Source organism: Arthrobacter sp. zg-Y1143, assembly GCF_030125565.1.
In the GTDB taxonomy this organism is placed as follows: domain Bacteria; phylum Actinomycetota; class Actinomycetes; order Actinomycetales; family Micrococcaceae; genus Arthrobacter_B.
Window position 1 is genome coordinate 48,644 of record NZ_JASKLW010000004.1, and the last position, 16,368, is coordinate 65,011.

The 16,368-nt window shown below is 65.6% G+C and carries 12 protein-coding genes; 9 read left to right on the forward strand and 3 right to left on the reverse strand.

Features of this window, described 5'->3' with window-relative positions:
• Positions 1 to 93: 93 nt before the first annotated feature.
• Together QNN98_RS04295 and gabT are read left to right on the forward strand one after the other, a co-directional pair.
• On the forward strand, positions 94 to 1,524 hold the full coding sequence (locus QNN98_RS04295; RefSeq protein ID WP_283996369.1) for a gamma-aminobutyraldehyde dehydrogenase: 1,431 nt from the start codon (positions 94 to 96) through the stop codon (positions 1,522 to 1,524).
• Positions 1,525 to 1,570: 46 nt separating this feature from the next.
• Complete coding sequence (gene gabT, locus QNN98_RS04300; protein WP_283996370.1) at positions 1,571 to 2,926, forward strand: 4-aminobutyrate--2-oxoglutarate transaminase; 1,356 nt, start codon at positions 1,571 to 1,573, stop codon at positions 2,924 to 2,926.
• 4 nt (positions 2,927 to 2,930) lie between these two features.
• Here gabT and QNN98_RS04305 read toward each other — a convergent pair whose 3' ends face one another.
• Positions 2,931 to 3,608, reverse strand: a complete 678-nt coding sequence (locus QNN98_RS04305; RefSeq protein WP_227925191.1) for a TetR/AcrR family transcriptional regulator — start codon at positions 3,606 to 3,608, stop codon at positions 2,931 to 2,933.
• A 279-nt stretch (positions 3,609 to 3,887) separates the two neighbouring features.
• Between QNN98_RS04305 and QNN98_RS04310 the strand changes: the two genes are divergently transcribed.
• Genes QNN98_RS04310 through QNN98_RS04320 form a run of 3 tightly spaced genes read left to right on the forward strand, consistent with a single transcriptional unit; the run spans position 3,888 to position 7,808 of the window.
• Positions 3,888 to 5,348 (forward strand): flavin monoamine oxidase family protein, encoded by a 1,461-nt coding sequence (locus QNN98_RS04310; RefSeq protein ID WP_283996371.1) that lies wholly within the window; start codon positions 3,888 to 3,890, stop codon positions 5,346 to 5,348.
• A 13-nt stretch (positions 5,349 to 5,361) separates the two neighbouring features.
• Positions 5,362 to 6,258 carry a universal stress protein gene (locus QNN98_RS04315; protein WP_283996372.1) on the forward strand — a complete coding sequence of 299 codons (897 nt, stop codon included), beginning with the start codon at positions 5,362 to 5,364 and terminating at the stop codon, positions 6,256 to 6,258.
• Complete coding sequence (locus QNN98_RS04320; RefSeq protein ID WP_283996373.1) at positions 6,255 to 7,808, forward strand: APC family permease; 1,554 nt, start codon at positions 6,255 to 6,257, stop codon at positions 7,806 to 7,808. Before QNN98_RS04315 ends, QNN98_RS04320 begins: the two co-directional genes overlap by 4 nt.
• Positions 7,809 to 7,913: 105 nt before the next feature.
• Here the strand turns inward: QNN98_RS04320 and QNN98_RS04325 are convergent, their stop codons facing one another.
• Positions 7,914 to 9,455 (reverse strand): HNH endonuclease signature motif containing protein, encoded by a 1,542-nt coding sequence (locus tag QNN98_RS04325; protein ID WP_283996374.1) that lies wholly within the window; start codon positions 9,453 to 9,455, stop codon positions 7,914 to 7,916.
• Positions 9,456 to 9,751: 296 nt separating this feature from the next.
• Positions 9,752 to 10,777 (reverse strand): EamA family transporter RarD, encoded by a 1,026-nt coding sequence (gene rarD, locus QNN98_RS04330; protein ID WP_442860700.1) that lies wholly within the window; start codon positions 10,775 to 10,777, stop codon positions 9,752 to 9,754.
• A gap of 144 nt (positions 10,778 to 10,921) precedes the next feature.
• On the opposite strand from rarD, the gene QNN98_RS04335 reads away from it, so the two are divergent.
• The 4 genes from QNN98_RS04335 (at position 10,922) to QNN98_RS04350 (ending at position 16,313) form a co-directional block, all read left to right on the forward strand.
• Positions 10,922 to 12,343, forward strand: coding sequence for an FAD-dependent oxidoreductase (locus QNN98_RS04335; RefSeq protein ID WP_283996375.1), 1,422 nt, complete (start codon positions 10,922 to 10,924; stop codon positions 12,341 to 12,343).
• Positions 12,344 to 12,679: 336 nt separating this feature from the next.
• Positions 12,680 to 14,122, forward strand: coding sequence for a GAF domain-containing protein (locus QNN98_RS04340; RefSeq protein ID WP_283996376.1), 1,443 nt, complete (start codon positions 12,680 to 12,682; stop codon positions 14,120 to 14,122).
• A 138-nt stretch (positions 14,123 to 14,260) separates the two neighbouring features.
• Entirely contained in the window at positions 14,261 to 15,784 is a 1,524-nt protein-coding gene (gene exaC, locus QNN98_RS04345) for an acetaldehyde dehydrogenase ExaC (RefSeq protein ID WP_227925180.1), read from the forward strand.
• 136 nt (positions 15,785 to 15,920) lie between these two features.
• A complete protein-coding gene (locus QNN98_RS04350) occupies positions 15,921 to 16,313 on the forward strand; it encodes a DUF779 domain-containing protein (protein ID WP_283996377.1) in 393 nt (130 codons plus the stop codon).
• The last annotated feature ends 55 nt before the right edge of the window (positions 16,314 to 16,368 follow it).

The window sequence follows — 16,368 nt, forward strand, 5'->3', positions numbered from 1 at the left end:
TCTGTGCGGATGGCTCTGGATGTGATCCGGACCGCACAGTACGTTTGGGGTATCCCGGGTGCACGCCCGGCACGTTTCCGAAAGGACCCCGGCATGGCGCAGACACTGCAGAACTTCATCAACGGCGAATTCGTCGCCTCCCGCGGAACGGAGGTGCTGGACATCGTGAACCCCACCAACGGCGAGGTGGTGGCTGTGTCGCCGGTGTCGGTGGAGGCCGACGTCGATGCCGCCATGAATGCCGCCGCAACTGCGTTCCGGACCTGGAAGCGCACCACGCCCAGCGAGCGCCAGCTCCTGTTGCTGCGCCTGGCCGACGCCCTGGAAGCCAATTCCGAGGAGCTGGTGGAAGCCCAGCACCGCAACACCGGGCAGGTCCGCTCGCTGATTGCCGCGGAGGAAGTGGCCGTGGGGGCGGACCAGCTCCGGTTCTTCGCCGGTGCCGCCCGGCTGCTGGAGGGCAAGTCCGCCGGGGAATACCTTGAGGGGCACACTTCCTTTGTCCGGCGTGAACCCATCGGCGTCGTCGCGCAGGTGGCCCCGTGGAACTATCCGCTGCTGATGGCCGTCTGGAAGATCGGCCCCGCTCTGGCCGCCGGAAACACCGTGGTGCTCAAGCCCTCCGACACCACGCCGGAATCCACGCTGGTCCTCGCCCGGCTGGCCCAGGACATCTTCCCTGCCGGTGTGCTGAATGTGGTCCTGGGCACCGGGGAAACGGGCGCCCTGATGGTCGAGCACCCCGTACCCGGACTGGTTTCCATCACCGGCTCGGTGCGGGCCGGCATTGCCGTGGCCTCCGGTGCGGCCAAGGGCCTGAAACGCGCGCATCTTGAACTGGGTGGCAAGGCACCGGCCGTGGTCTTCGCCGACGCCGACCTGGACCGCACCGCGCAGGCAGTGGCCGAGTTCGCCTTCTTCAACGCCGGGCAGGACTGCACAGCCATCACTCGCGTGCTCGTGGAAGATTCCGCCCATGACGCCCTGGTGGAGAAGCTGGTGGCAGCGGCCCGCGGGTTGAAAACCGGCAGCGACAACGACGAAGACAACTACTTCGGGCCGCTGAACAACATCAACCACTTCAACGCCGTGAACGCGGTCATTGATGCGCTTCCGGCGCACTGCAAGGTGGAAACCGGAGGACGCCGGGCCGGGGCGAAGGGGTTCTTCTTCGAGCCCACTGTCATCAGCGGTGCCCGCCAGGACGATGACATTGTGCAGAAGGAAACCTTCGGCCCGGTCATCACCGTGCAGCGGTTCGGCAGCGAAGACGAGGCCGTGGAAATGGCCAACGGTGTCGAATATGCGCTCGCCTCCAGCGTCTGGACCACCAACCACGGCCGGGCCATGCGCCTGTCCCGGGACCTTGACTTCGGTGCGGTCTGGATCAACACCCACATCCTGCTCACCGCCGAAATGCCGCACGGCGGCTTCAAGAGCTCCGGCTACGGCAAGGACCTGTCCATGTACGGGGTGGAGGATTACACCCGGATCAAGCACGTGATGACCGCCTTGGACGCCTGAGTCCCGCGCCTCCAACCCCTACGGCACATTTTTGAAAGGCAGCATCATGAGCACTTCCGTCACCGCCCCCAGCTACCGGCTGGAACAGAAACGCCGGATCAGCGGTTCCTTCCCGGGCCCGAAGTCCGCTGCCCTGGAGGCACGCCGTGCCGCAGTGGTGGCCAAGGGGGTTGCCTCCAGCGTCCCCGTGTACGCAGCCGACGCCGACGGCGGGATCATCGTGGACGTGGACGGCAACGCCTTCACCGACCTCGGTTCCGGCATTGCCGTGACCAGCGTCGGTGCGTCCGATCCCGCCGTCGTCGCTGCCGTGCAAGAGCAGGCCGCGCACTTCACGCACACCTGCTTTATGGTCACCCCGTACGAGGGCTACGTAGCCGTAGCCGAACGGCTGGCCGAAGTGACGCCTGGGGACTTCGAAAAGCGCACCGTGCTGTTCAACTCGGGTGCCGAAGCGGTGGAGAACGCGGTGAAGATTGCCCGGTCCGCCACCGGACGCAACGCCATAGTGGCCTTCGACCATGCCTACCACGGGCGCACCAACCTCACCATGGGGCTGACCGCGAAGGCCATGCCGTACAAAACCGGTTTCGGTCCGTTCGCCCCGGAAATTTACCGGATGCCGATGAGCTACCCGTACCGGGAGGAAAACCCTGCCATCACCGGCGTCGAAGCCGCGGACCGGGCGATCCTCGCCATCGAGAAGCAAATCGGCGCCGACCAGCTCGCCGCCCTGCTGATTGAACCGATCCAGGGCGAGGGCGGGTTCATCGTCCCGGCGGAAGGCTTCCTGCCCCGGCTGGCAGAGTGGGCGCGTGCCAACGGCGTGGTCTTTATTGCCGACGAGGTGCAGTCCGGTTTCTGCCGGACGGGTGAGTGGTTCGCCGTCCAGCACGAGGGCGTGGTTCCGGATCTGATCACCATGGCCAAGGGCATTGCCGGCGGCATGCCGCTATCCGCCGTGACCGGCCGCGCGGAGCTGCTCGACGCCGTGCATCCCGGCGGCCTCGGCGGGACGTACGGCGGCAATCCGGTGGCCTGCGCCGCCGCGCTGGCCGCCATGGACACCATGGTGGCCCAGGACCTTGCCGGCCGGGCGAAGCACATCGAGGAGCTGGTGCTGCCCCGGCTGCGGGCGCTGGCCGCGGAGTCCGGCGCGGTCGGAGACGTTCGCGGCCGCGGGGCCATGCTTGCCGTGGAGCTCGTCATCCCGGGGACCATGGAGCCCGACGCCGCTGCCGCCAAAGCGGTGGCTGCGGCCTGCCTGCGCGAGGGCGTCATTGTGCTGACCTGCGGTACCTACGGCAACGTCATCCGGTTGCTGCCGCCGCTGACCATCGGCGACGAACTGCTGCTTGACGGCCTCGACGTACTGGAGGCAGCGGTCCGCGCGCAAGGTTGACCCTTTAGCGGTCTTGCCGGCAGGCCACACCGGCCTGCCGGCTGAGCCCTGTCACCAGGGCATCCAGCCCGGCGTCGAACGCCGTATCGGCGGCACGGCCTTCTTCCCGGCCCAACTGCTCCTGCACCGCGGACGTGAACAGCGGACTGTCCGGAGCGAGGGCACCGGTGTCGAAGATGTCCTGCGGCGCCACGGCGTCGTACGCCGAGCCGTAGATAAAGGACTCAAGTGCCACAATGGCGGGCACGATGTGTTCCTGCGGCCAGCCCGCACGGAGGAAACCCTCGGTGACGACTTCGTACATTGCCAGGGTCCGGGGCGCGCCGCGGACCTGCAGGACGGCGATCACCGGAATCAGCGGTGTGTGCCGGGCGAACACATCGCGGTAGGAACGTGCCCAGGTCCGGACCGCCTCCTCCCAGGGAAGCTCGCTGAAGCAGGATGTGTCCACCCCCGACATCACGTAGTCCTGGATCCACTGCAGGACTTCAGCCTTGGATTCCACATGGTTGTACAGGGCCGAGGGGGCCACACTCAGGCGCCTGGCCAGGGCAGACATTGTCAACCCGTCATAGCCCTTGGCGCGGATGACGGCCAAGGCCGCGGCTGTAATTTTCCCGGGCGTCAGCACGCGGTTGGCGGGACGTCCCGCTCCGCGCCGTGCGGGTACCTGCCCTGTCATCCGCTCCCGTTCCGTCCTTCCCCAAGAAATGCCGTGCCGTGCAATGTTCTGCACTGCCGTGCCGCATGCAACTGTGCCTGCCTGCCTGCCTGCCGGACGACCGGCTGCGCCGCAAACTCCGACCCTTAATATTCACACAACCTCTTCCCCTTCGGTGTGACGGACGCTACAGTTCCATTCAATAAATGAACACCATTCATTTACCGCACCCGTGCAGCTCCGCATCCGTTGCTGCACGCGGCGGTACGCGGCCGCTCCCGGCCGCAGGGAAAGGAATCTGTGCAAACGCTGGAACGCGACGTTGTGATCATTGGGGCCGGACCGTCCGGACTGTCCGCTGCTCGGGCCCTGAAGGCCGGCGGGCTCAGTGTGGCAGTCCTTGAGGCGCGTGACCGTGTGGGCGGCCGGACTTGGACGGACACCATCGACGGGGCGATGCTCGAAATCGGCGGCCAGTGGATTTCCCCGGACCAAACCGCCCTGTCCGCGCTGGTGGAAGAGCTGGGCCTGGGAACCTTTGAACGCTACCGCGAGGGCGAATCGGTCTACATTTCGGCGGACGGAACCAGGCGCACCTACACCGGGGATATGTTTCCGGTGGGGGAGCAGACCGAAAAGGAAATGCTCCGCCTGATCGAGATCCTGGATGCGCTGGCCGCGGAAACCGACCCCGCCGCACCGTGGAATCATCCCAGAGCACGGGAACTCGACACCGTTTCCTTCCACCACTGGCTCCGGGCGCAGTCCGCGGATGAAGAGGCCTGCAACAACATCGGGTTGTTCGTAGCGGGGGGAATGCTGACGAAACCGGCCCACGCTTTCTCCGCTCTGCAGGCAGTACTCATGGCAGCGTCAGCCGGTTCCTTCTCGAACCTGGTGGATGAGGACTTCATCCTGGACCGCCGCGTCGCCGGAGGCATGCAGCAGGTATCCGAACGGATGGCAGAGGACCTGGCCGGGGACGTGTTCCTGTCCAACCCGGTGCGTTTCCTGCGCTGGCCCGGTGAAAGCAGCGGCACGGCCGGGGGTGCGCACGAGGGCGGAACTGGCACAATGCAGGACGGCGAAACGGGCACGACGGCGATTACGGACCCGATTCGCACGACGGCTGTGACAGCAGTTGCCGAATCTGTCACTGTCCACGCCCGGTATGCCGTGATGGCCGTGCCTCCGAACCTCTATTCCCGGGTCTCCTTTGAACCGCCGTTGCCGCGCCGGCAGCACCAGATGCACCAGCACCAGTCCCTGGGCCTGGTCATCAAGGTCCACGCCGTATACCGCACTCCGTTCTGGCGGGACAAAGGGCTCTCCGGCACCTGCTTCGGAGCGGGCGAACTGGTGCAGGAGGTCTACGACAACACCAACCACCAGGACCCGCGCGGCACCCTCGTCGGTTTTGTTTCCGATGAAAAGGCGGACCGAATGTTTGAACTGTCAGCCCAGGACCGCCGCCGGGCGATTCTTTCCTCCATCGCCGCGTTCCTGGGCGAGGAGGCACTGGAGCCGGAGGTCTACTACGAGTCCGACTGGGGCTCGGAGGAATGGACACGGGGCGCCTACGCGGCCAGCTACGACTTGGGCGGCCTTCACCGCTACGGGAAAGACCAGCTCACCCCGGTGGGCCCTATCTACTGGTCCTGCTCCGACCTCGCAGCCGAGGGCTACCAGCACGTAGACGGCGCGGTGCGAATGGGCCAGGGAACGGCACACAAAATCCTGGCCGTAGACGGTCAAGGCTGAAAGGGGTACCACCGTGCGCTACGTCGTCGGATACACGGCCAATGAACAGGGCCGGGATGCGCTGAACCTCGCGGGTGTGCTGGCCCGAACCCAGCACGCCGGACTGGACCTGGTTCTGGTTGCGCCTGAACCCTCGCCCTATACCGCCGTCTATCCCCCGGAACGCGGCTACACCGACCTGCTCGACGAGCAGCTGGAGGCCTGGCGCACCGAGGCCCTGGGTTTGGTGCCTGCGGATGTCCACGCAGATGCAGAGATCCGGCGGGCTGACTCTGACGCTCAGGGCCTCATGGACGCTGCGGAGGATCTCGATGCCGGACTCATAGTGGTGGGTGCCGCCGGCAACAGCATCTTCCAGCGCTTCACTGTCGGCAGCGTCGCGAATGCCCTCCTCCATGCTTCCTCCGTACCGGTCGCGTTGGCCCCGAAGGGGTACAGCCGTACTGCGCCGCTGACCCGGATCACCTGCGGCATCGGCAGCCGTCCCGGAGCGCAGGACGTGCTCGACGCCGCGGTGGAGGCAGCCGCACGCAGTTCGCTGCCGCTGCGGCTGGTGTCACTGGTGGCGCTGGACGCGCCGGCCGGGAAAGACGAAGCCATGGCGGAAGCGTCGCGCCATGCCAAGGCCGTCCAGGCCAAAGCGGAAGCGCTCGCGGGCGGCCGCTGTCCCGTCAGCGCAGTGGTAGCCCACGGGAGGACCATCGAAAACGCTATTGACGAACTGGATTTCGACAAGGGCGAAATCATGCTTATCGGCTCCAGCCGGCTGGCCCAGAACCACCGGCTGTTCCTGGGCACTACGGCCAGCAAGGTACTTCGCAGCCTTCCCGTACCCATGGTGGTTATCCCCCGCGACGACGGGGCCCATCCTGCCGGCGGTCCACAACACACAACAGAGGAGATCCAATGAGCTCCAGCAGTGCAGTAGTGCCCGCCCGCGGAGACGAAGGCGGAAATGGCCTGAGCCGCAAGGGCTTGAAATCCGGCTCCGTGGGCCTGCTGGGCGCCGTCGTCATCGGCATCTCTTGCATAGCCCCCGCCTACACGCTCACCGCCGGCCTGGGCCCCACGGTGTCCGAGGTGGGTGTCCAGCTCCCTGCGATCTTCCTGGTCGGGTTCATCCCCATGATCCTGGTGGCCTTGGGCTACCGCGAACTAAACAACGCGATGCCGGACTCAGGCACGTCCTTCACCTGGGCCACCCGGGCGTTCGGGCCATGGGTGGGCTGGATGGGCGGCTGGGGTCTGATCGCAGCAACGATCATTGTGCTGTCCAACCTGGCGGCCGTGGCGGTGGACTTCTTCTATCTGCTGGTCGCACAGGTCACGGGGAACGACTCCCTGGCGGACCTGACCACCAATCTGCCGCTGAACATCCTCACCACCTGCCTGTTTATTGCCGGTGCCTGCTGGATCTCCTACCGGGGGATCGAAACCACCAAGGCCTTCCAATACGTGCTGGTGGGTTTCCAGTTGCTGGTCCTGGGATGGTTCTCCGTGGCGGCGTTCATCCACGTGGCTAACGGAACGGCCTTTGATGCCACCGCCATTACCGCCGACTGGTTCAACCCCTTCGCCGTGGAGTCCTTTTCCGCATTCGCTGCCGGAGTATCGCTGTCCATCTTTGTGTACTGGGGCTGGGACGTGACGCTGACCATGAACGAGGAGACCCGCAACCCGGACAAAACCCCGGGGCGGGCAGCCACCGTGACTGTGTTCGTGATTGTCCTGATCTACATGATGGTTGCCCTGGCAACCCTTGCCTTCGCGGGGGTGGGGGAGGGGGAACTCGGGGCCGGCAATCCGGACAACCAAGAGAGCATCTTTGCCGTCCTGGCCGGTCCGGTCATGGGGCCGTTTGCCATATTGATGTCCCTGTCCATTCTCAGCAGCTCCGCTGCGTCGCTGCAGTCCACCTTCGTCTCACCGGCCCGGACGCTGCTCGCGATGGGGCACTACCGGGCGCTTCCCGGCAAGTTCGCCAGGATCAGCCCGGCGCACAAGTCTCCGGGGTATGCCACGGTGGTGGCCGCGCTGGCAGCAGCAGGGTTCTATGCCTTCACGCGGGTGGTCTCCGAGAACGCACTATGGGACACCATCACCGCCCTGGGCCTGATGATCTGCTTCTACTACGGCATCACGGCGCTCGCCTGCGTCTGGTTCTTCCGCGCCGAGGCCTTCAGCTCGGTGCGCAGCTTCCTGCTGAAATTCCTGTCCCCGCTGCTGGGAGGAGTGATCCTGTTCGTCATGTTTTTCAAGACCGCGAGTGACTCCATGGACGCCTCCTACGGCTCCGGGTCCTCCGTGGCCGGGGTTGGGCTGGTATTCGTCCTGGGCATGGGCGTAATCCTTCTCGGAGCGGTGCTGATGCTCATCATGTACAAGGCCAATCCGGGGTTCTTCCGCGGTGAAACACTGCGAAAGGGAGTCGCTGAACCGGTTCCGGCGGAACTTTCGTAAAGTTCCTCTGGAACTCCCACAGTCCGCAGGAACGTCGCAACTCCCCCCGGTTGCGGCGTTCCTGTGTTTATTCACCGAAGTTTATGCACCGAACCCGGGGTCTATTCACCGAACCCGGCGTTTATTTACCGAACCGGGTTGGGAACCTGCCTCCGGGTGGAAGTAGGTGTTCCTCAGCTGCTCCCGGTCCGGATCCACATAGGCCGGAGGCCGAAACCAGGGAATGCCGGATTGCATCGACACCTGCCAGTTCCCCTGATGAATCAGGTGGTGGTGGAACGAGCACAGCAATGCTCCGTTATGGATACTGGTACCCCCGCCGCGCTCCCAGAAGGTGACGTGGTGTGCCTCCGTCCAAGGCCCGGGGACAGTACACCCCGGGAACGTACAGCCGCGGTCGCGCGCATGCAGGGCTTTGCGCAGGTGCGGAGGGAACAACCGTGTCGCTCTGCCTAAGTCCAGCACCTGGCCCGCCGACCCCAACACTGCGGGGATCAGATCGGCATCGCACGCAAGCCTGCGTACCTCTTCTGTGCGGATTGGGCCGGAGAAGGCTGCTGCTCCAGGGATTGGGAAGGATTTGTAGGTGCCATCGGACGGAGGGGTGCCTTCCTCGGAACGGGTAGCTAGTCCTGCCACCAGTGCGTCATGGCTGATAGTCACCATCACCTGCGGGCGCAGACCGCCTGAAGCGGGCATCCCGCCGGTAGCGAGGCCAGCTCGGATTGCCCCCAAAAGTCCTTCCAGCAGTTGCTGAGGGCGGCTTGGTTCCGGCGGCCGCGAGGAAGTATCCGACGGCGTAATGCCGGCCGAAGGAACTTCGCGGGCAGCGACGCGGGGGTTCGCGCCGCCGTTCATCGCGGTTGTGAGGGCCTCATGCTGTTCGTCCGTGCAGTAGACGTGCAGATGGTTTAGGCCGTTCCTTCGACGGCCAGCGAAAATCCCTTGGAACCGTGCGAGTTCTTCCTCCCCGGGCGGGGTTTCCTGGTCGATGAGAGCGAGCCAATGCCGTGCAGTGCGGAGCAGAAAGTCATGATCCTGCTGGGCCCCGACCTCGACTAACTGCTTCTCCATGGAATCGAGCAGATCCGGCTGCAACCGTGGTTGCGCCTCTTCCAGGGACTGAACGATGAGTTCGACACCTGCTGCAGACAGGACACCATCGGCACATGACTCGGCGACTCTTGGAAAGGAAGGTGGCAGGGAACGGCCCGTGAGAGTGTTCGTGGGCAGAATCGCAGCGGCGAGACCCAGCCGGCGCTTCGCTTCGGCCCGCGAGATCCGCAGCCGGGCCCGAAGGAAATCGGCGGTACTGCGGAATTCGCGGAAGCGGCGTCTAATGTTGGTGCCTTTTCCGCTCGCGGCTTGCTCGTCCGAAGAGACACCATAGGTGTCGGCCGGACGGTGCCGGTCGACCGTGCCGGCCACGACGACCTGCAGGTACTGCGTGATGCGTGACAGGTCTTCAATGACGGAAGCAGCTTCGACGGCCTCCTCGAGGTCCACAAGCTTCCAGTCATTGGCCATTGACTCGCTCAGCCCGCGAGCCGCCTCGAGCAGCGCCTCGGCGTCAGAAACCAGCTCCGTCCCGTGCACCGTGGAGGAGTGCGCCACTCGCACCGCCTGCTCCACCGGTTCCGCCGTCATGGAACCAGCCTCTCCTAAAGCGGCACAGCACACACCACGGTCCTCTGGCGGTGGGAACGAAGTTCCCGGCCCCGGAACAGAACGCCCCCCTGTGGAGGATTAGTCGCCGGCCGGGCGGACCTGTGGTCCTGCGGGCGGACCAGTGGTCCTGCACGCGGCCTGTCTTCGGAGCCCGCCCAGACAGCCTTCCTACGCGGCAGCGGCCGCAGCCAACTTCCCACACACGGCAACGGCCGCAGCCTTCCTACGCGGCAGCGGCCGCAGCCTTCCCACACACGGCAACGGCCGCAGCCTTCCTACGCGGCAGCCGCCGCAGCCCGCAGCTTGCGGTTGCGCCGGGGTCCGCCGATCATGTCGACGGTCAGCATCACGAGTGCCAGCCACACCAGCCCGAAGCCGGCCCACCGCTCCGGCGGCATGGCTTCCTTAAATACGGTTAGCGCGAGGATGAACTGCAGCGTGGGGGCCAGATACTGCAGCAGTCCTACGGTGGAAAGCGGCAGCCGGCGGGCAGCGGCGCCGAAGAAGATCAGGGGGACGGCGGTGATGACGCCGGAAGCGATCAGCAGCCACATATGAGCCGGCCCGTTGGTGGTCAGCGTGGCGGCGCCGGATACCCCGAGCCAGACCATGACGGCGGCGGCAATCGGGGTCAGCACGGCGGTTTCAATGGTGAGGCTGGAAACGGCGTCGACCCGGGAGCCGATGCCTTTCTTGACCAGTCCGTAGAACCCGAAGCTGAACGCCAGGGCCAGGGCGATCCAAGGCATGTTTCCGTAGGCCAAGGCAAGCACCAGGACGGCAATGAAGCCCACGCCCATGGCCGCCCACTGCAGAGGGCGGAGCTTTTCCTTGAGCACCAGGACACCCAGCAGTACCGAAACCAGCGGGTTGATGAAGTAGCCCAGTGCCGCTTCAACGGCGTGTTCATTCAGGACGGCCCAGGAATAGGTCAGCCAATTCACGGCAATCAGCAGGGCAGCTCCACCCAGGGTGCCCACGATGCGCGGGTTGCGGCCGGCGGCGAGCATGGGCTTCCATGCCCGCATCACGGTCAGCAGGATGGCGCAGAACACCAGTGACCACACCACGCGGTTGGCCACGATCTCCACCGCTCCGGCGGGCTTGAGCACCATGAAGTACAGGGGAAGCAGCCCCCAGAGGCCATAGGCGGCAACACCAAACAGGATGCCGGGAAGATTCTCGCGGCCAGTCCCGGCAGAACCTGAGGAACCGGCAGAAACGTTAGTGCGGGCGGGTGCGGCGTCGGGCTCGGCGTTACGCACGCCGCGGAGGGCGGGGACAGGCTTGGAGAAAGGCACGTGGGCATCAACACACCAGTCCCGGATCCTATTCCCGCCTGCCTTTGGGCAACCGTTTAGACGGCGGGGAACCCGGCATTTAGAATAAATAACTGTGTGTTAATTGCGCACCTACGGATCTTTCGAAGAGAAGAAGGACTATCAGTGACTAACCCAGCCGCGGAGAGCCCCCAGCGTCCCTTGAGGGTCGCCATTATCGGTGCAGGCCCCGCCGGTGTTTACGCCGCCGACATCCTTACCAAGGCCGAGCGGGACTTTGAGGTCAGCATTGACCTTTTCGACCAGTACCCCGCCCCTTACGGCCTGATCCGCTACGGGGTGGCACCCGACCACCCGCGGATCAAGGGCATCGTCAACGCCCTGCACAAGGTGCTGGACCGCGGCGACATCCGCTTCCTCGGCAACGTCAACTACGGACGCGACCTGACGCTGACGGACTTCCGGCACTTCTATGACGCCATCATCTTCGCCACCGGCGCCATCAAGGACGCACCCCTGAACGTGCCCGGCGTCGAGCTGGAAGGCTCCTTCGGCGGAGCCGACTTCGTCTCCTGGTATGACGGGCACCCGGACGTTCCGCGTGAATGGCCGCTGGACGCGAAGGAAGTTGCCGTGATTGGCAACGGCAACGTAGCCCTCGACGTCGCGCGCATCCTTTCCAAGCACGCCGATGACCTGCTCACCACGGAGATCCCGGCGAACGTCTACGAGGGCCTGAAGAAGTCCCCGGTGACGGATGTGCACATCTTCGGACGCCGCGGCCCGGCGCAGGTGAAGTTCACGCCCCTGGAACTGCGCGAGCTTTCGCACTCACGCGACGTCGACATTGTGCTCTACCCCGAGGACTTTGAATTCGACGAGGGCTCTGATGAGCAGATCCGCACGAACAACCAGACCAAAACCATGGTCAACACCCTGACCAACTGGTTGGTGGAGGAGCAGGACACCGGCGCCTCCCGCCGCCTGCACCTGCACTTCCTGCACAGCCCCGTGGAGATTTACGACGACGCCGCGAACCCGGGCAAGGTTGCGGGCATGAAGTTCGAACGTACGGAACTGGACGGAACCGGCAACGTACGCGGCACCGGCGAGATGGTCGACTACCCCGTCCAGGCCGTCTACCGGGCCATCGGCTACTTTGGCTCCGAGCTGCCCGAGGTGGGCTACGACGAGCGCCGCGGCGTGATCCCGAACGAGGGCGGCCGCGTCATCAACGAAGACGGCACCCCCGTCCCGGGCATCTACACCACGGGTTGGATCAAGCGCGGCCCGGTGGGCCTGATCGGGCATACCAAGGGTGATGCGCTGGAGACCATCGGCTTCCTGCTCGAGGACCGGCTGAACCTTCCCGCCGCCTCGCACCCGGATCCCTCCTCCATCATCGAGCTGCTGGAGGAACGGGGCGTCAAGTACACCACCTGGGAGGGCTGGCTGAAGCTGGATGCCTACGAGCGCAGCCTCGGCGCCTCCTACATCCACCCGGATTCGGCTGCTGCCGAACTCGTCCGCGAGCGCGTCAAGGTGGTTGACCGCGAGGAAATGACCCGCATCTCCCGCGGCGAATAAGCGAATCGCCGGCCCAGCCGGCCGCAAAGGAGGGCCGCAGTCCAGCCGGACTGCGGCCCTCCTTTGTCTATGCGCGTCCCTGTGCACTGCCAGACGACGACGACGGCGACGCCGGCCAACCCGCCGGCTCCCGACGGCGACGACGACGCCGGCGACGGCCCCGCATCCCCGCCCGACCCACGGCGACGTTGGACCCACGGCGACCGGCCGGAGCACAGGAATAAGTTACGCGGTGGAAACCAGTGGAGCCCGCCGGGCCCAGAAGGTACTCTTGCCACCATCCGGCCCGCGGGTTTCCTGCGGCGGTTCTCCCAATCAGAGTGGATAGGCGGAGCGGTGGATACTTCGGCTGGCGTCACCGGGCAGGAGTCCGCCCTGCACGCCCACGAGCAGCTGAGCCCGGGCCGCCCGGTACCCAGCCTCCTGCGCGAGCCAGTCCGCGAGTCATGGCAGCGTTCGCTCGGCTATTCCCGCAACCCCGATGTCGACACTCCTGTCCTGGCCTTTGAACCGGACGAACTGCGGGAGTACCGGAAGGTTCACCCGCTGCACGTGGTGATGCCCGTAATCCAGCGGCTCTTGGTGCAGCCTGCAGCGGACAGCGGGCTCCTGGTGGCGGTGGGGGACCAGCACGGCCGCCTGCTGTGGGTGGAGGGGGACGAGGACCTGCGCCGCCGCGCGGAGGGCATGTACTTCATGCCGGGCACCGACTGGTCCGAGCCGTCCATTGGTACCAGCGCCCCGGGCGCGGCACTAGCCGGCGGAACGGGCATCCAGATTGCCGGGGCCGAGCACTTCAACCGCAGGGTCCATTCCTTTAACTGCACTGCCGTTCCGGTCCGGGACCCGGACTCGGGGACGGTAATCGGCGTCGTGGATATTACCGGGGGCGTGGCCGCCGTAGCACCGCACACCCTGTCCCTGATTGAGGCCGCTGTGGACGCGGCCCAGTCGCACCTGCGGATCGAGCGGCTGGAAGCCCGTGAGCGCAGCCGCAGCGGGCGGCGGCTGCGCCGGCTCGAAACGGTCCGCGCTGGGTTGTACCGTGACAGCCTGCAGATCCTGGGCCGCGACCATGCCCTCCTGAACGTGGGCGGAGCGTCACTGCAGCTCAGCGGCCGGCACGCAGAACTGCTGACCCTGCTCGCGCTGAACCCGCAGGGGCTCACCGCCGACGAGTTGGCCGCCATGGCGTATCCGGAGACCGCAGCGCCAGCCACGGTCCGGGCCGAGATGCTGCGCCTGCGCGCCATGCTGGCGCGGTTCGCGGACGGTCCGCAGGGGCTCGTGCCCCAGTCCCGGCCCTACCGCCTGCCCCGGGAGCTGGTGGTAGATGCCCGGCAGGTACTCAGCTACCTCGAACACGGTGCCCACCGCCTGGCGCTGAACATTTATGCCGGTCCGGTGCTGCCGCGCTCCGAAGCTCCGGCTGTGTCCGGCCTCCGGGCCGAAGTGTCGTCGGTCCTGCGGGAAACCATGCTTTCGGACGCATCTCCGGACCTGCTTGCCCAGTACCTCAAGCTGGAGGAAGCGGAGGACGACGTCGAGGGCTGGGCTGTTCTGCTGCGCCTGCTGCCGCCGGACTCTCCGCGGAGGGCCGCCGTCGTCGCCCGCTTGGAGCGCCTGGACCGTGAACTGGGGCTGGACCGTGAACTGGGGATGAACCGTGAGCCGGGGCTGAACCGTGAACGGGGCGTTCCCCGGCCGGGCCCGCTTGGGGGCCGGCCATGGGGGAGATCCGCAGGCTCGTCAGCCCGGCAATACCAGGCCCGAACGTAACTGGAAGCGCGCCTATGCAACGTACATGCAACGTTGTGCTGCCTACCCTCAAAATATCCGCAGGCGGCCCGCTACGCCCCTGTGACCAGCACGCGGCCGCCGTCCAACGGTTGACCGCACGGAAGAGGGAGCTCAACGATGAGTGTTTATGCCCAGCCAGGCACCGAAGGCGCCAAAGTCACCTTCAAACCGCGCTACGAGAACTGGATCGGCGGGGAATGGGTGGCCCCGGTCAAAGGCCAGTACTTCGAAAACGTTTCACCGGTCACCGGCAAGCCGTTCTGCGAAGTGGCTCGGGGAACCTCGGAGGACATCGATTTGGCCCTGGATGCGGCGCACAAGGCCGCCGGGGCATGGGGCAAGACGGCGGTGGCCGAGCGCGCGCTGGTCCTGAACCGGATTGCTGACCGGATCGAAGCCAACCTGGAAATGCTGGCCGTGGCCGAAACCTGGGACAACGGGAAGCCCGTCCGGGAAACCCTGGCGGCGGACCTGCCGCTGGCGGTGGACCACTTCCGCTACTTTGCCGGCGCCATCCGGGCCCAGGAAGGCTCGATCTCGCAGATCGACGACAACACCACCGCTTACCATTTCCATGAGCCCCTCGGTGTGGTGGGCCAGATCATCCCCTGGAATTTCCCCATCCTGATGGCCACCTGGAAGCTGGCTCCGGCGCTTGCCGCCGGCAACGCCGTCGTTCTCAAGCCCGCGGAACAGACCCCGGCGTCGATCATGGTGCTGATGGAACTTATTGCGGACCTGCTGCCGGCAGGGGTGCTGAACGTGGTCAACGGTTTCGGCGTGGAAGCGGGCAAGCCGCTGGCTTCCTCGAACCGGATCCGCAAAATCGCCTTCACGGGCGAGACCACCACCGGCCGGCTGATCATGCAGTACGCCAGCCAGAACCTCATTCCGGTCACCTTGGAACTGGGCGGCAAGAGCCCGAACATTTTCTTCTCCGACGTCGCGGCAGCCGATGATGCTTTCTACGACAAGGCGCTGGAGGGCTTCAACATGTTCGCCCTGAACCAGGGCGAGGTCTGCACCTGCCCCTCGCGGGCGCTGGTCCAGGACTCCATGTACGACTCCTTCATGGCCGACGCCCTGGCCCGCACTGCCCAGATGGTGCAGGGCAACCCGCTGGACACCAACACCATGGTCGGCGCGCAGGCCTCCAATGACCAGCTGGAGAAGATCCTCTCCTACCTGGACATCGGCCGGCAGGAGGGCGCGAAGGTCCTGGCTGGCGGCTCCCGGCGGATCCTCGACGGCGACCTGGCCGACGGTTTCTACGTTGAGCCCACGGTCTTCGAGGGCAGCAACAGCATGCGGATCTTCCAGGAGGAGATCTTCGGCCCGGTGGTGTCGGTGACCCGTTTCTCCGACTACGGGGAAGCGCTGGCCATCGCCAACGACACGCTGTACGGCCTGGGTGCCGGTGTGTGGTCCCGGGACGGGAATACTGCCTACCGGGCGGGCCGGGATATCCAGGCCGGCCGGGTCTGGGTAAACAACTACCACGCCTATCCCGCCCACGCGGCCTTCGGCGGCTACAAGTCCTCCGGCATTGGGCGTGAAAACCACGCCATGATGCTGGACCACTACCAGCAGACCAAAAACCTGCTGGTCAGCTACGCCGAAAACAAGCAGGGCTTCTTCTAGGAACCTGCCGGCCCGCCTAGGCTGGGTTACGCCCTACCTCCGATCGGATTGAGGATTGAATGGCCAGCATGCAAGCAGCAGTAGTGAACCAGCTGGGTGCAGGCAGTGTCGATGGCCGGGTGGTGATCGGGTACTGATGGATTCCGCACCTGTCTCCACTCTGGACGCGGCGGCGCTGCCCGGGGAAGATTTCTCCCGGGTGGCGCTCACCCCGTCAGCGCAGGAACTGCTGCGCGTCCTCCGGCAACAGCACGGTCCGCTGATGTTCCACCAGTCCGGCGGCTGCTGCGACGGCTCCTCGCCCATGTGTTACCCGAAAGGGGAGTTCCTTACCGGGGACGCTGACGTGCTGCTGGGAGTCTTCGATCTGGACGGGGACGAACTGGAGTTCTGGATGTCGCGGGAACAGTTCGAATACTGGAAACACACCCACCTGACCGTGGATGTGGTGTCCGGGCGCGGCAGCGGATTCTCCGTGGAGGCCCCCGAAGGTAAACGGTTCCTCATCCGGTCCCGTCTGTTCAGCTAGCCGGCAAATAGTAAGCTGGCTGTTGAACCTGCCGTTTCGCACGGTAGGGTGCAGA

Bases quoted from the DNA above. Each gene is read 5' to 3' on its own strand.
- QNN98_RS04295 (WP_283996369.1), top strand. From the start codon at position 94: ATGGCGCAGACACTGCAGAACTTCATCAACGGCGAATTCGTCGCCTCC.
- gabT (WP_283996370.1), top strand. From the start codon at position 1,571: ATGAGCACTTCCGTCACCGCCCCCAGCTACCGGCTGGAACAGAAACGC.
- QNN98_RS04305 (WP_227925191.1), bottom strand. From the start codon at position 3,608: ATGACAGGGCAGGTACCCGCACGGCGCGGAGCGGGACGTCCCGCCAAC.
- QNN98_RS04320 (WP_283996373.1), top strand. From the start codon at position 6,255: ATGAGCTCCAGCAGTGCAGTAGTGCCCGCCCGCGGAGACGAAGGCGGA.
- QNN98_RS04325 (WP_283996374.1), bottom strand. From the start codon at position 9,455: ATGACGGCGGAACCGGTGGAGCAGGCGGTGCGAGTGGCGCACTCCTCC.
- exaC (WP_227925180.1), top strand. From the start codon at position 14,261: ATGAGTGTTTATGCCCAGCCAGGCACCGAAGGCGCCAAAGTCACCTTC.
- QNN98_RS04350 (WP_283996377.1), top strand. From the start codon at position 15,921: ATGGATTCCGCACCTGTCTCCACTCTGGACGCGGCGGCGCTGCCCGGG.